The sequence below is a fragment of the Bradyrhizobium sp. AUGA SZCCT0169 genome (assembly GCF_018130085.1).
Lineage (GTDB): Bacteria > Pseudomonadota > Alphaproteobacteria > Rhizobiales > Xanthobacteraceae > Bradyrhizobium.
Map to the genome: position 1 here is coordinate 82,721 of NZ_JAFCMC010000011.1, position 13,628 is coordinate 96,348.

A 13,628-nucleotide genomic window follows, 5' to 3' on the forward strand; every position below is an offset into this window, starting at 1 on the left:
ACATGAACAGGACCGTCTTCTCCCTGCCCGAGCACAGCGATTACCGGACCGTCAGTGGTCTTGCGATCTCGCGCACCGTCGAGCAATTTTCCGGCGACGCCAAGCGGCTCGATGACCTGATCGACCTGCTCGACCGCCGCCGTGGCGTGGTGCTGTCTTCGGGCACCACGGTGCCGGGCCGCTACGAGAGCTTTGACCTCGGTTTTTCCGATCCGCCGCTGGTGCTGGAAACCGAGGGCGCGAATTTCGCGCTCAGCGCGCTGAACGGGCGCGGCGAGGTACTGATCGCCTTTCTCGGCGAGGTCCTGCGCGAACCTTGCGTCGTAGTCACCGAGCAGAGCGCGTCGCGTCTCGCCGGCCATATCATCCGGGGCCCCGCGCCTGTCGATGAAGACCAGCGCACCCGACGCGCCAGCGTGATGTCGCTGGTGCGCGATCTGGTGGCGAGCTTCACCGCCAATGACGATCCGCTGCTCGGCCTGTTCGGCGCCTTCGCCTACGACCTCGTATTTCAGATCGAGGACCTCGTGCAGAAGCGCGCGCGCGAGGCCGACCAGCGCGACATCGTGCTGTATGTGCCGGATCGCCTGCTCGCCTATGACCGCGCCACCGGCCGTGGCGTGGTGCTGAGTTACGATTTCGCCTGGAACGGCAGATCCACCGCCGGCCTGCCGCGCGACACCGCCGAGAGCGTCTACACCAAGACGCCGCGGCAGGGTTTTGCCGATCACGCGCCCGGCGAATACCAGGCGACGGTTGAGACCGCACGCGCCGCATTCGCGCGCGGCGATCTGTTCGAGGCGGTGCCCGGGCAGTTATTCGCCGAGCCGTGCGAGCGTTCGCCCGCCGAAGTGTTCCAGCGGCTCTGCCGCATCAACCCGTCGCCCTATGGCGCGTTGATGAATCTCGGCGAGGGCGAGTTTCTCGTCGCGGCCTCGCCGGAAATGTTCGTGCGCTCCGACGGACGGCGGGTCGAGACCTGCCCGATCTCGGGCACCATCGCGCGCGGTGTCGACGCGATCGGCGATGCCGAGCAAATCCGGCAATTGCTGAATTCGGAAAAAGACGAATTCGAGCTCAACATGTGCACCGACGTCGACCGCAACGACAAGGCGCGCGTCTGCGTCCCCGGCACCATCAAGGTGCTGGCGCGGCGCCAGATCGAGACCTACTCAAAGCTGTTCCACACCGTCGACCATGTCGAAGGCATTTTGCGCCCCGGCTTCGACTCGCTTGATGCGTTCATGACCCACGCCTGGGCGGTGACGGTGACGGGTGCGCCGAAATTATGGGCGATGCAGTTCGTCGAGGACAATGAGCGCTCGTCCCGGCGCTGGTATGCCGGCGCCATTGGCGCTGTGAATTTCGACGGCAGCATCAACACCGGGCTTACCATCCGCACCATCCGGATGAAGGATGGGCTCGCCGAAGTGCGCGTCGGCGCGACCTGTCTGTTCGATTCAGATCCCGCCGCTGAAGACCGGGAATGCCAGGTCAAGGCGGCCGCCCTGTTCCAGGCGCTGCGCGGCGATCCGCCGAAGCCGCTGTCGGCGTTCGCGCCTGACGCGACCGGCTCGGGCAAGAAGGTGCTGTTGATCGATCACGACGACAGCTTCGTGCACATGCTGGCGGATTATTTCCGGCAGGTCGGCGCGTCCGTGACCGTGGTCCGGCATGTTCATGCGCAGCAGATGCTGAACCAGAAAATCTGGGATCTGCTGGTGCTGTCGCCGGGTCCCGGCCGGCCCGAGGATTTCGGGATCTCGAAAACCATAGGAACGGCGCTGGAGAAGAAGCTGCCGATCTTCGGCGTCTGCCTCGGCGTGCAGGCAATTGGCGAATATTTCGGCGGCCAACTCGGGCAACTCGGCCAGCCCGCGCACGGCCGGCCGTCGCGGGTCCAGGTGCGGGGCGGGCGGCTGATGCAGAACCTGCCCAATGAGATCGTGATCGGCCGTTATCACTCGCTCTATGTCGAGCGCGACAGCGTTCCCGACGTGTTGCAGGTCACCGCAACCACCGAGGATGGGGTTGCGATGGCGATCGAACACAAGACCCTGCCGGTCGGCGGCGTGCAGTTTCATCCGGAATCGCTGATGTCGCTCGGCGGCGAGGTGGGTTTGCGTATTGTCGAGAACGCGTTCCGGCTGCATGTTACGAATTGAACGGGGACGTCATTGCGAGGAGCACTTGCGACGAAGCAATCCACCCCTTGGCGGCAATGGATTGCTTCGCGGAGCCTGTCATCCGGCGGCGCTGCGCGCCGACCGGGTGGCTCGCAATGACGAAGAGGAAAAGAGAAACCGATGACGTTTGAACATGACCTGAAGGCCACCGTCCGCACTATTCCGGATTACCCGAAGAAGGGCATCCTGTTCCGCGACATCACCACGCTGCTCGCGGATGCGCGCGCGTTCCGCCGTTCGGTCGATGAACTGGTGCAGCCCTGGGCCGGCAGCAAGGTCGACAAGGTCGCCGGCATCGAGGCGAGGGGATTCATCCTCGGCGGCGCGGTGGCGCATCAGGTCTCCGCCGGCTTCGTGCCGATCCGCAAGAAAGGCAAGCTGCCGCACACCACCGTGCGGATCGCTTATTCGCTGGAATACGGCCTCGATGAAATGGAGATGCATGCCGACGCCGTGCAGCCCGGCGAGCGGGTCATCCTGGTCGACGATCTCATCGCCACCGGCGGCACCGCGGAAGGCGCGGTGAAGCTGCTGCGCCAGATCGGCGCCAATGTGGTCGCGGCCTGTTTCATCGTCGACCTGCCTGATCTGGGCGGCGCCGACAAGCTGCGGGCGATGGACGTGCCGGTACGAACACTGATGGCGTTCGAAGGGCATTGATGCGCAATTGCGCATCTGAGCGATCGCAGGGACGACACTTGATTAAACCGCCTGGGCGCCGAGTTGCGTGCGCCAGTGCTTCAGACGCTCTTTCAACAGCGCGTCCCTGATGTAGAACGTCTCTTCCTCTTCCAACCGCTCGCATTCCGCGAAGGTCAGATTTTCGGGCCCATGCGTGGTCCATGCCGCCTGCAGGCTGCGGCAGGTGTGGCTGCCCTGGCGCAGCGAAAACCAGATCCGGTTCTGGATCTTTTCGAGGTCAGGGGCCTGACCGACCCATTGCTCGGCCGAGGCCTTGCTGCGGATCACGAAAATCCCCGCGATGGTCTTCCGCTCCTTGTAGGCGGCGATGGCGGCTTTTCTGTCTGATGTCACCGGAGGCCTTGGGCGGGTTGCTGTCGGGGAAGGCGATAGCAGCCAGGTGAGATCAGGTCAATATTACCCGGGTAATATTGTCGAGGCCGGCCTCACGACCGCTGCAGAATCAGGCTGAGTTCCAGCTCCCGAAAACTGGTGTAATTCCTGCGGATCCATTGATGCAGTTCGGTCGAGGAATCCTTTTCCTGGCGCAGATAGCCCGTGAAGGAGAAGGTCAGCCGGTCGATATAGGTCTTCAGGAACACCGGCAGCGCCGATATCCGGAGCACGCGTCCCCGTTCCATCGCGGCGGGCAATTCGCCGCGCACCACGTGCTCATTGTCGATCGCGATCAGCGCATTCGCGGGAATTTGCTGCTTCAGCATGTGGTAGGCGGTGGCCGAGGCGCGGTCGGTATCGGCCACGAACAGGATCACCGGCGCGACGCCGCGGCGCACGGCTTCCTTCATGAAGCCGATCTCATCGATCATCTTGAAGAACTCGTCGAAGGCGTGGAAACCGAGGTCGATGACCTTGGCGACGCTGTCATTGACGATCAGGCGGTCCATCAGCTGCATCTTGCCGAAGGTGTCGATGACGTCGGCCGTCTCGGTGGTGCGCGGCAGATATTCCAGCAGCGAGGGCTCCTTCAGATTGATGTCGAAGGAGATCACCGTGCCGTTCTTCAGCAGCAGGAATTCGCTGAGCAGCCGCGCGATCAGCGTCTTGCCGACCAGCGGGCGGGGCGAGCAGATGATGTAGACGGACGTGGGGCTCATCACGCGCTATATCAGGCGATTTTTCCGCCTAATCCAGCCCCATCGCGCACCTTGCGCGATTATTTTTCGCCGCTGCGGCTGCTCGATTTGCCGCTGCCGCCGCCGACCAGGTCGGTCAGCTTGATGCGGTCGAACTCGCTCCAGACATTGGCGAGCCAGTGCCGGACATAGCCGCGGAGCACGAACGAATAGTTCGCGGCTTCGTCGCTGGTGCCCTTGTTGGCGACGAATTTGAGGAACGGCACCGAGGAAACCTCGACCTGCTCATAGGCCATTTCGTTGAGCTTGGGGATCGTGAGCTCGGTGGCATCCTTGATGCGGTGGAAATAGGAATTGTAGGTCGCCTGGTCCCACTGGAAGAACTGGGTGTCGTTGATGAAGTTCTTCACCAGGTAATATTTGGCGCCCTGCATGAAATTGGCGGTCTCGGCGATTTCGTCCAGCGAGGCGATCGAGGGTCCCAGGATATGGAACACGGCAAAGGTAATCTGGCCGGCCTTGGCGGCATCGAGAAAGCCGATGTCGCGGAGTGAGGCCAGCGCCGGCGACAGCAGTCCGGCGCGCACGTCGATCACGGTCACCGAGGTTCCGGCATTGAGCGTGTCGAAGATCTTCATCTGGTCCGCGGTCGTCGTCATATCGACGATCTGGGTGATGTCGGGGTGGAAGCGCTTCAGCGTGCCGCGCGGCGACTCGGTGTCGAACGCCCGGGTCGGGACGTTGTTGGCGCTGAAATAATCCAGCAGCGTTCGCGACACGGTCGTCTTGCCGACCCCGCCCTTGTCCGCGCCGACCACAATCACGACTGGCTTTGCCATGGAATTTCCTACTACGCGCCCCCGATCGCGGGAGCGATCGGCAGGTCCCCATATACCTGTTTGGGCGCGAACATGGCAGAAACAAGGGAGAATTCAATTCCTGGAGCCCGCACCGGCGTTATTCGTAGGTAATTCGTTAATGTCGCCGTACCGAGGCTCAGCTGTGCCGGCCCCAGGGTCCCCAGCGAGGACCCTGTCGTGTCGATTGCGGCAAGCCCGCGGGTGCCGCGGCATCGCTCCACGGACCGTGAGGGACCGGGGGCGGCAGCTGATCCGCCGACTGCGGTTCCGCCTGATTCTCCGGCTCGTCGTCGGCCTCGTCAGGCAGGGCCAGCGGGCCGGGATCGCGGCCGCCGGCGTACTGCACCAGCGCTTTGACCCGCGACTCCACAGACGGATGGGTCGCGAACAGATCGGCAAATCCCTCGCGGGGATTGTCGAAGCACAGTTCCATCACCGCCGAGGTGGCGCCGGGAAGCTCGCCCCGATTTTCGATCTTGCGCAGCGCCGTGATCATGGCGTCCGGGTTCTTGGTCAGTTCGACCGAGCCGGCGTCGGCCAGCAATTCGCGCGACCGCGACAGCGCCAGTTTGACCACCTGCGACAGCAGCCAGGCCAGCAGGATCAGCACAACCGCGATAATGACGACGATGATCGCACCACCGCCGGAGCTCTTGTTGTCGCTGTCCGAGGACGAAGAGGACGATGAACGCGAGGACGAGGATGACCACGATCCGCCGGACGAATTCCACGACAAATTGGTGAACATCCGGAAGAACAATTCGCCGAAGAAGCCGACCACGCCGGCGATGATGACCGCGATCACCATCAGCTGCACGTCGCCGTTGCGGATATGGGTCAGCTCATGGCCCAGCACCGCTTCGATCTCCTGATCGTTGAGCGTCCTCAGCAGCCCTGTGGTGACGGTGATGGCGTATTGCCGGCGGTTGAGGCCGCTCGCGAATGCGTTCAGCGCCGGGCTGTCCATCACCTTCAGCTTCGGCATCGGAAGGCCGCGCGAGATGCAGAGGTTTTCCAGGAGATTATAGAGCCGCGGCTGCTGCTTTCGCGTCACGTCCTCGCCGCCGGTGACGGCGTCGATCATGTTCTGATGGAAGAAATAGGCGATCACGATCCAGAGCGCGGCGATGCCCGTCGCATAGGGAAAGGCCGTGACCAGATCGCGCGCTGCGGCCCGCAAATAATAGTCGACCGAGCGGTCGCTGCGGATCACGACTTCCGCCAGCAGCGCGCCGGCATAGACCAGCACGTAGATCAGCAGGAACAGGCCCGCAAGCAGCAGCATCGAACGGAACTTGTTCGATGCGATATGCGTGTAGAGCCCGTACGCGGCCATGATGTGTGCTGCTTCTTGCTGGAAATGTCGCGGCCGTTAGAATTTTACGGTCGGCACGACCTCGACTTCGGTGCGGCTGGCGCCGAGATCGAAGAATTCCTTTTTGGTGAAGCCGAACATGCCGGCGAACAGCGCGGCGGGCAGCTGCTGGATGCCGGTGTTGTATTCCTGGACCGCGTTGTTGAAGAAGCGGCGGCTCGAGGCGATCTTGTTTTCGAGGTCGGACAGTTCGCCGGCGAGCTGCTGGAAATTGGCGTTGGCCTTGAGGTCCGGATAGGCCTCCGACAGCGCGATCAGGCGGCCGAGCGCGCCGCTCAGCTGGTTCTCGGCGGCGCCGATCTGCGCCGGCCCCTGCGCCGACATCGCGGAGTTGCGGGCCTTGATGACGTCGTCGAGCGTGCCGCGCTCGTGGCTGGCGTAGCCCTTTACGGTCTCGACCAGGTTCGGAATCAGGTCGTGGCGCTGCTTGAGCTGGACGTCGATGTCGGCAAAAGCCTGGCTGACACGCTGGCTCAGCGCGACCAGGCGGTTATACGCGCCGATGGCGAACAACACGAGAATGACAATGACGCCGATAACGATCCAGCTCGTCGACATGGCAGGCAACTCCTGATGAGGCGAAGAAAGTGTGGAACCTAGACGAAAACCGGGGCGTGCGGCAGCCCGCCGCGACGTGGGGGCTTCGTTTAGTCGAAACGAGCGATGGATAAGTTCAAGCTTTCGTCGTCTCGGCGAAGGCCGGGACCCATACGCTGCGGCCTTTCGTTGGAGCACTCTGACCAACGCTTAACGATTAGCGCCGGGGGCTATGGGTCCCGGCCTTCGCCGGGACGACCCGTTTGCTCCGCCACCGCATCGCCCCAGCGCCAGCGACGGGCAACGGCGTAATCCGCCTTGGCGCGCCGGGGCGTCCGGCTGATGACGAGACCGCCCGGGGTGCAGAGCTTGGCCATGACTTCGACCTTGGAGATGGCCGGCTGCGACAACACCCGGACCGGGCGCTCCGCTAACGGCGCGCGCGTCAGCGCCACATAGGCGAACCGTTCGTCTTCGTATGGCAGCTCGGCGCCCTTGACCTGCTTGTGCGCGCGCGAGCGTTGCAGGCGTTGGGTGAAATGGCACCAGTCCGGTGCTTGAAGCGGACATGTTCCGTCGTGCGGGCAGGGGGCGGCGACATGGGCGCCCGCCGCAATCAGCCGTTCGCGCAGCGCGATGATCCGCGCATAGCCGGCCGGTGTGCCGGGCTCGACCACCAGCAGCGTGTCGCGGGTCTTTTCCCACATCAGCATGGCTAGCGCGTTCTGCTCGGCGGCGCTGAGTTCGCCGATCACATAGCTGGCGACGATGAGGTCGGCGGCGTCTGCCTTGATCAGGGCGTTGCGGGCTTCGCCCCGCTCGTAATGGAGTTCGCGCAGGCGAAAACTCTCGCTGACCAGATCGAGCGCCAGCTTGCGCAACGCGTCGTTGGCGTCGAGCAGGGTAAAGCCTCGCAGCGAGGCAAATGCTTCCGCCGCCGCCCAGCTCGCCGTGCCTGGCCCGGCGCCGATATCAAGCAGGGTTTTGGGCGCAAAGTCCGGCCGGGCCTCGCAGAGCGCATTCAGGCTTGCTGTGACCGCGGCATAGGTCGCGGGCATCCGCGCCAGCGCATAGGCCAGTGCATCGGTCTCCGATCGGATCGTGCCGGAGCCGCCGCCGTCGCGGTAGTTTTTCGAGATCGACGCCGAGCGCTCGGCCGCGTCATTGCGCGAAAAACCGCGCAGCTTGGCGTCAAGCGCGGCTTTCAGTTCGGCGGGGAGGTCGGGTGAGGTCATCTCTGCTTGTCATGCCCGCGAAGGCGGGCATCCAGTACGCCGGGACGGCTGCGATAATCAGGGGCAGCGCGGCGTACTGGATCATCCGCTTTCGCGGATGATGACATCATTGGGTGTCGCGGCGAAAGCGCAATCTCACGCCACGTGCTGGTCGAGGATCTTCACCGCATCGTCGAGGCCGACGGAGACCAGTTGCGAGACGCCGCGTTCGGCCATGGTGACGCCGAACAGCCGGTTCATCCGCGCCATCGTGATCGGATTATGCGTGATGATGATGAAGCGGGTTTCGGTCGAGGACGTCATTTCATGCAAGAGGTTGCAGAACCGCTCGACGTTGTGGTCGTCGAGCGGCGCGTCGACTTCGTCCAGCACGCAGATCGGCGACGGGTTGGTGAGGAACACCGCGAAGATGAGAGCCAGCGCGGTCAGCGCCTGCTCGCCGCCCGACAGCAGTGAGAGCGTCTGCGGCTTCTTGCCGGGCGGTTTGGCGATGATTTCGAGGCCGGCTTCCAGCGGATCTTCGCTCTCGATCAGGTGCAAGGCGGCTTCACCGCCACCGAACAATTCGGTGAACAGCCGCTTGAAGTGCTCGTTGACGGTTTCGAACGAGGTCAGGAGCCGCTCGCGCGCCTCCTTGTTGAGGCTCTGGATGCCCTGGCGCAGCCGCTTGATGGCTTCCACCAGGTCGTCGCGTTCGGTGGTCAATGCCGTGTGCTGGGTCTCGACTTCACGCAGTTCTTCCTCGGCGCGCAGATTGACCGCGCCGAGCCGCTCGCGGTCGCGGCGCAGCTTTTCGAGGTTTTCCTCGATCTCGGCGAGCGGCGGCAATTCCGCGCCCGGCTCGATCTCGGCGAGACCAGCCACGGCATGCGGCTCGACTTCGAGCATGTCGTGGATTTCGCGCTCGATGTCGGAGAGACGGCGCCTGGTGCCGTCCATGCGTTCCTCGGCGCGGGCGCACGCCTCGCGGGCGCTGGAGAGCGCTTCCAGCGAAGCCTTTGCCTCGCGGTCGGTCTCCGCCATCACGCTCTCGGCCGCAGCCAGCGCATCCGCGGCGACGCGGCGCGCGCTTTCGGCGGACTCGATCTCGCTGATCAGCGCGCGGCGCTTCTGGGCGAACAGCGCTGGCGCGTCTTCGAGCTCGGCACGCTCTGCGGTCACTTCGGTGACGCGGGCTTCGATGGTCGAGACTTGCGAGGCCGCGCTTTGCTTGCGGTTCTGCCATTCGGTGCGCTCGGCGAGGATCGCCTGCACACGGCGGTCGGCCAGTTCAGCCTCGCGTGCCAGCGCCTGTGCTTCGGCACGCACTTGGGCTGCGAAGCGGCGATGGCCCTCGATGTCGGTGCGCACGGTCGAGAGCCTGGTTTCGGTCTCGAGGCTCGGCGGCAGCTCGGCCAGCGCTGCATTGGCGTTCTCGTGCGCGGCGTCAGCCTCAGCGCGGTCAGCGGCGAGGCGCGTATGGGCTTCCGTCAGCGTTGCTTTGCGCGCGGCGTGGCGGTTGATCTCGCGCTCGGTCGCGGCATGGCGTTCGCGCGCGGCATCGGCCTCGCGCTGCGCGGCACGCCAGGCGTCACGGGCGGCAGACTCGGCGCCCGATGCCGCCTTCAATTCGCTCTCGGCGTCTTCCAGCGCCTGCCGCTTGGCGGCAGCATCTGCGCGGGCCTGCTCCAGTTCGTTTTCGATATCGACCAGGCGGGCGCGTTCGGCCAGGCGCCGCGCGGCGCCGGTCGGGGCGTGGGCGGCGGCGACAAAGCCGTCCCAGCGCCAGACGTCGCCTTCCAGCGACACCAGCCGCTGGCCGGTCTTGAGTTGAGACACCAGTTCCGCGCCACGCTCCTTGGCAACGACGCCGATCTGCGCCAGACGCCGCGCCAGTTCGGTCGGGGCTTCGACATGGGCGGCAAGCGCTTCGACGCCCGCGGGCAACGCCGGATCGTCGAAGGTTGCGCCCGCATTGGTCCAGCGCATCGGCGCGGAGGGATCGATCGGCGCATCGAGGTCGTCGCCGAGCACGGCGCCGATCGCCTTCTCGTAGCCCTTGGTGACGGTGACGCCATCGATGATCGGCGGCCACAAATTCTTGGTCTCGCCATTGACCAGCTTCGAGATCGTGCGCGCTTCGGTCTCCAGCCGTTGCACGCGCTTGTCGGCTTCCGCCAGCGGCGAACGGGACGCTTCCAGCCGTGCGCGCGCCGCGACATGGCCGGCCTCGTTGGCCTGCGCCGCGGCTTCGGAAGCGGCCAGCGTTTCCTGCGCGGTCTCCATCGCGCCGGCAAGCGCGTCGAGGTCGCCGAGATTGCCGGTTTCCTGCGCGAGCTTTTGCTTCTCGCTCTGGACGTTGGCGATTTCCTGGTCGAGCCGCGCGAGGCGGTCGCGATGGGTGCGCACGCCAGCCTCGAGTTGATTGCGTTTGGCGGTGAGATCGGCCAGCACCGTCGTCAGTTCCGAGAACATGCGCTCGGCGGCGGCGAGCGTCGCTTCCGCTTCGGAGACGCGTTCATCGACGCCGCTGCGCTTCTCGACGCGCGACTTGATCTCTTCCTTGATTTCCGAATCTTCGGTGTCGAGCCGCTGCAATGCGACTTCGGCATCGGAGGTCTGCTGCTGTTCGCGCGCGATGTCGGCGGTGAACTGGGTCAGGCGGCGGTCGAGTTCGGCGACGCGCTCTTTCGCGCGCTCTTCCTCGCGGTCGAGCAACTCGCGCGCATTGGTGAGGCGTTGCAGTCCGGCCGCGGCGCGGGCTTCGCCGTCGCGCAGCGCCGGCAGTTCGGAGGCGCGGATCGCCTGGATACGGGCCGCTTCGGCCTGTTCACGGGTCCGTTCAGCCATCTCGCGCACGTTGAGGTCATGGGTGCGGGCCGCTTCCGCCACGTCGGTATTGGCTTCGAGCCAGCGCAGATGGAACAGCGTGGCCTCGGCCTTGCGCACCTTGGCGGCGACTTCGCGGAATCGGATCGCCTGCCGCGCCTGCTTCTTCAAGCCGTCGACCTGGCCGGAGAGCTGGCCGATCACGTCCTCGACGCGGGTGAGGTTGGTCTCGGCGGCTCGCAGCCGCAATTCGGCTTCATGGCGGCGGGCGTGCAGCCCGGCGACGCCGGCGGCATCTTCCAGCACGCGGCGGCGCTGTTCGGGCTTGGCCTGGATGATTTCGCCGATCTTGCCCTGGTGGACCAGCGCCGGCGAACGCGCGCCGGTGGCGGCATCCGCAAACAGGATCTGCACGTCGCGGGCGCGGACGTCGCGGCCGTTGATGCGATAGACCGAGCCCGCTTCGCGTTCGATGCGTCGGGAAATTTCCAGAATCTCGCGGTCGTTCATTGCCGCCGGCGCCGAACGATCGGCATTGTCGATCGTCATCACCACTTCGGCGTGGTTGCGCGCCGGACGGTTGCCGGAACCGGCGAAGATCACCGCATCCATATCGGCGGCGCGCAGCGATTTGTGCGAGGTCTCGCCCATCGCCCAGCGCAGTGCCTCGACCAGATTGGATTTGCCGCAGCCGTTCGGCCCGACCACACCGGTGAGACCCGGCTCGATCATGAAGTCGGTGGGTTCAACGAACGATTTGAAACCATGAAGACGGAGGCGCGTGAGTTTCATGAACACGATTCTCTGTTGGCCGGGCGCGAATCTCCCTGCCGTGACAATACCATAGAAGGCAATGTCGGTGTGTGGACGAGTCGCGCGTTGCGGCTCTTATGGCCTGCGACAATGGCGAGGCCGGGGCCGAAGGGCAACGGGACGGAGGGCTTTTCCCAAGCCTTTTGTCGAGGTTTTTGCAGGGCTTACGGGCCCGTACGAATCCGGTGGACGAATCAGGTTTTCAACAGGGATTTGACGTCCGTAGAGCGTTTTCCAGCGAAGCATGCCCCCGGACTTGATCCGGGGGTGGATCCCGGTTCGCATAGCAATCAAGTTTTGCGCAGATTGCGTAGACTTATCTGCGGTAGAAAAACGCGTCAAAACAAAAATCGAGAGCCCCGTTCCGATTCCATCGGAACGGACAAGGCTCCGGCGCGCCGGTCAGCTCTTGAGCATCGCATTGATGCGCTTCGAAAACTCTTCGAAGCTCTGCTCGCCCTTGATCATCTCGCCATTGATGAAGAAGGTCGGCGTCGACTGCACCTTCAGCACCTCGGCGGCGTATTTCTGGTCGGCGGCGATCTTGTCGAGCAGCTTCTGGTCCTTGAGGCAGTCTTCCACCGCCGCTTGCGTGAGGCCGGCCTGCCTGCCGATCCGGATCAGCGTCTCGGTGGTGTTCTTCAACACCCAGTCGTTCTGCTGCTTAAACAGCAGGTCGACGACCGCGAAATATTTCGGCGCGTCGTCCTTGGCGATGCAGCGCGCCAGCATCGATCCGGCGGCGGCCTTGATGTCGAGCGGGAATTCGCGGAACACGAAACGGATCTTGCCGCTGTCGATGAATTCCGACTTGATCTTGGGGAAGACGTTTTCGGTGAACGCTGCGCAATGCGAGCAGCTCATCGAGGCGTATTCGGTGATGGTGACCGAGGCATTCGCCGGGCCGAGCGCCATGTCCGGCAGCGACTGCGGCTTGGCGACGTCGGCAGCACCCTGTGCCAGCGCGTCATTGATCAGCCGCAGCGGCGAGAAGCCGGCGAGGGCGGCAAGCCCGGTCAGCGAAAGGGCGGCGGTGAAGGCGCGGCGCGTGATGATCAAGGTCAGCTCCCGATTGGCGCGTTCACGCCCGAAGAAGTAGGAAAAACGTGCCTTCGCGTAGCTTGAAACGATAATTGTGGCAATGGCAGGTTGCCGCGGCGCAGGCGCACGGCGGGCTCAATTTCGCTTGATCGAGGCACCGAGCCGCGCCAGCGCGTCGCGCAATTCGTCGTCCTCCACCAAGGACAGGGTTTTGGCGATCTCGGCGACCGCCTTCGGGTCCGGCGCGCGGGACGGTTTTGGCCGGTCCCGGCGCGACAGCGGCGCCTGTCGCAGCGCCAGCCGTCCGACCGCGCTCCAGCCGAAGAAGCGGTTGACCCGTTCCAGAATCACATCCGAGGAATGCTGGATTTCGAGCGCCATCGGACCCTCGACCCGCAGCACCAGGGTGGCCGGCTCCTGCGGCTGGCCCTCGACCGGCCGCGGCCATTGCATCTTCAGGGGCTCGGAATGGGCCGCGATCTCGCGGCCTGCGATCTCGGCCCAGCGCGTCACCAGTTCGCGCGCGGCGAACCCCTGCTTGGCATAGGCGTCGGAAAACACATCGCCGAGCAGGACGGAAAGCGGTTTTGCGGAGATCGGGCCGGGTTTTGCCATGGGGGCTTATAGCACCACTAGCGGGCGGTGGCAGTCGGTATCATGCCGCGCGCGGGCGGATCGCCTTGAGGTCACGGTCGATCTCCCGCCGCCGGTGCATCAGGTCGTAGTCCATCTGCAGCCCGAGAAAGAATCCTTCCGATAGGCCAAAATAGCGCGCGAGCCTGAGATCGGTGTCAGCGGTGATGTCGCGCTTGCCCAACACGATCTCGTTGATGCGGCGAGGGGCGACGTGGACGGCGCGCGCCAAGCCGTTCTGGCTCAAACCCATCGGCTTGAGGAACTCTTCGAGTAAAATTTCGCCGGGGTGCGGATTGCGCTTTGCCATGGGGGCTTTTAGCACGGCGCGGCTCTCGGCAGGAACCGCTACACCGTCATGGCCG

12 protein-coding genes are annotated in these 13,628 nt (G+C 64.5%); 2 read left to right on the plus strand and 10 right to left on the minus strand.

Annotation, left to right across the window (positions count from 1 at the left end; all coding sequences use genetic code 11):
* Nucleotides 1-2: 2 nt before the first annotated feature.
* Nucleotides 3-2,165 carry an anthranilate synthase component I gene (locus tag JQ609_RS15325; protein WP_212274017.1) on the plus strand — a complete coding sequence of 721 codons (2,163 nt, stop codon included), beginning with the start codon at nucleotides 3-5 and terminating at the stop codon, nucleotides 2,163-2,165.
* Nucleotides 2,166-2,306: 141 nt separating this feature from the next.
* The gene (locus JQ609_RS15330; protein ID WP_212209274.1) at nucleotides 2,307-2,846 is read left to right on the plus strand and encodes an adenine phosphoribosyltransferase; all 540 of its coding nucleotides are present in this window, start codon (nucleotides 2,307-2,309) and stop codon (nucleotides 2,844-2,846) included.
* A gap of 42 nt (nucleotides 2,847-2,888) precedes the next feature.
* Here the strand turns inward: JQ609_RS15330 and JQ609_RS15335 are convergent, their stop codons facing one another.
* The 10 genes from JQ609_RS15335 to JQ609_RS15380 form a co-directional block, all read right to left on the minus strand.
* Nucleotides 2,889-3,221 (minus strand): GIY-YIG nuclease family protein, encoded by a 333-nt coding sequence (locus JQ609_RS15335; RefSeq protein WP_212274018.1) that lies wholly within the window; start codon nucleotides 3,219-3,221, stop codon nucleotides 2,889-2,891.
* A 92-nt stretch (nucleotides 3,222-3,313) separates the two neighbouring features.
* On the minus strand, nucleotides 3,314-3,982 hold the full coding sequence (locus JQ609_RS15340) for a hypothetical protein (protein WP_212033234.1): 669 nt from the start codon (nucleotides 3,980-3,982) through the stop codon (nucleotides 3,314-3,316).
* 59 nt (nucleotides 3,983-4,041) lie between these two features.
* Nucleotides 4,042-4,800, minus strand: coding sequence for a hypothetical protein (locus JQ609_RS15345; RefSeq protein WP_212274019.1), 759 nt, complete (start codon nucleotides 4,798-4,800; stop codon nucleotides 4,042-4,044).
* 157 nt (nucleotides 4,801-4,957) lie between these two features.
* Nucleotides 4,958-6,157 carry a M48 family metallopeptidase gene (locus JQ609_RS15350; protein WP_212274020.1) on the minus strand — a complete coding sequence of 400 codons (1,200 nt, stop codon included), beginning with the start codon at nucleotides 6,155-6,157 and terminating at the stop codon, nucleotides 4,958-4,960.
* 36 nt (nucleotides 6,158-6,193) lie between these two features.
* On the minus strand, nucleotides 6,194-6,754 hold the full coding sequence (locus JQ609_RS15355) for a LemA family protein (RefSeq protein ID WP_212209282.1): 561 nt from the start codon (nucleotides 6,752-6,754) through the stop codon (nucleotides 6,194-6,196).
* A 209-nt stretch (nucleotides 6,755-6,963) separates the two neighbouring features.
* The gene (locus JQ609_RS15360; protein WP_212274022.1) at nucleotides 6,964-7,968 is read right to left on the minus strand and encodes a small ribosomal subunit Rsm22 family protein; all 1,005 of its coding nucleotides are present in this window, start codon (nucleotides 7,966-7,968) and stop codon (nucleotides 6,964-6,966) included.
* Nucleotides 7,969-8,103: 135 nt separating this feature from the next.
* A complete protein-coding gene (gene smc / locus JQ609_RS15365; protein ID WP_212274024.1) occupies nucleotides 8,104-11,568 on the minus strand; it encodes a chromosome segregation protein SMC in 3,465 nt (1,154 codons plus the stop codon).
* Nucleotides 11,569-11,991: 423 nt separating this feature from the next.
* Entirely contained in the window at nucleotides 11,992-12,648 is a 657-nt protein-coding gene (locus JQ609_RS15370; protein ID WP_212211046.1) for a DsbA family protein, read from the minus strand.
* A gap of 117 nt (nucleotides 12,649-12,765) precedes the next feature.
* Nucleotides 12,766-13,245 carry a DUF721 domain-containing protein gene (locus JQ609_RS15375; protein ID WP_212274025.1) on the minus strand — a complete coding sequence of 160 codons (480 nt, stop codon included), beginning with the start codon at nucleotides 13,243-13,245 and terminating at the stop codon, nucleotides 12,766-12,768.
* Between the two features lie 40 nt (nucleotides 13,246-13,285).
* Nucleotides 13,286-13,573 (minus strand): HigA family addiction module antitoxin, encoded by a 288-nt coding sequence (locus JQ609_RS15380; RefSeq protein WP_212211069.1) that lies wholly within the window; start codon nucleotides 13,571-13,573, stop codon nucleotides 13,286-13,288.
* Nucleotides 13,574-13,628 lie beyond the last annotated feature (55 nt).

Bases quoted from the DNA above. Each gene is read 5' to 3' on its own strand.
- JQ609_RS15325 (WP_212274017.1), top strand. From the start codon at position 3: ATGAACAGGACCGTCTTCTCCCTGCCCGAGCACAGCGATTACCGGACC.
- JQ609_RS15330 (WP_212209274.1), top strand. From the start codon at position 2,307: ATGACGTTTGAACATGACCTGAAGGCCACCGTCCGCACTATTCCGGAT.
- JQ609_RS15340 (WP_212033234.1), bottom strand. From the start codon at position 3,982: ATGAGCCCCACGTCCGTCTACATCATCTGCTCGCCCCGCCCGCTGGTC.
- JQ609_RS15345 (WP_212274019.1), bottom strand. From the start codon at position 4,800: ATGGCAAAGCCAGTCGTGATTGTGGTCGGCGCGGACAAGGGCGGGGTC.
- JQ609_RS15350 (WP_212274020.1), bottom strand. From the start codon at position 6,157: ATGGCCGCGTACGGGCTCTACACGCATATCGCATCGAACAAGTTCCGT.
- JQ609_RS15355 (WP_212209282.1), bottom strand. From the start codon at position 6,754: ATGTCGACGAGCTGGATCGTTATCGGCGTCATTGTCATTCTCGTGTTG.
- JQ609_RS15360 (WP_212274022.1), bottom strand. From the start codon at position 7,968: ATGACCTCACCCGACCTCCCCGCCGAACTGAAAGCCGCGCTTGACGCC.
- smc (WP_212274024.1), bottom strand. From the start codon at position 11,568: ATGAAACTCACGCGCCTCCGTCTTCATGGTTTCAAATCGTTCGTTGAA.
- JQ609_RS15375 (WP_212274025.1), bottom strand. From the start codon at position 13,245: ATGGCAAAACCCGGCCCGATCTCCGCAAAACCGCTTTCCGTCCTGCTC.
- JQ609_RS15380 (WP_212211069.1), bottom strand. From the start codon at position 13,573: ATGGCAAAGCGCAATCCGCACCCCGGCGAAATTTTACTCGAAGAGTTC.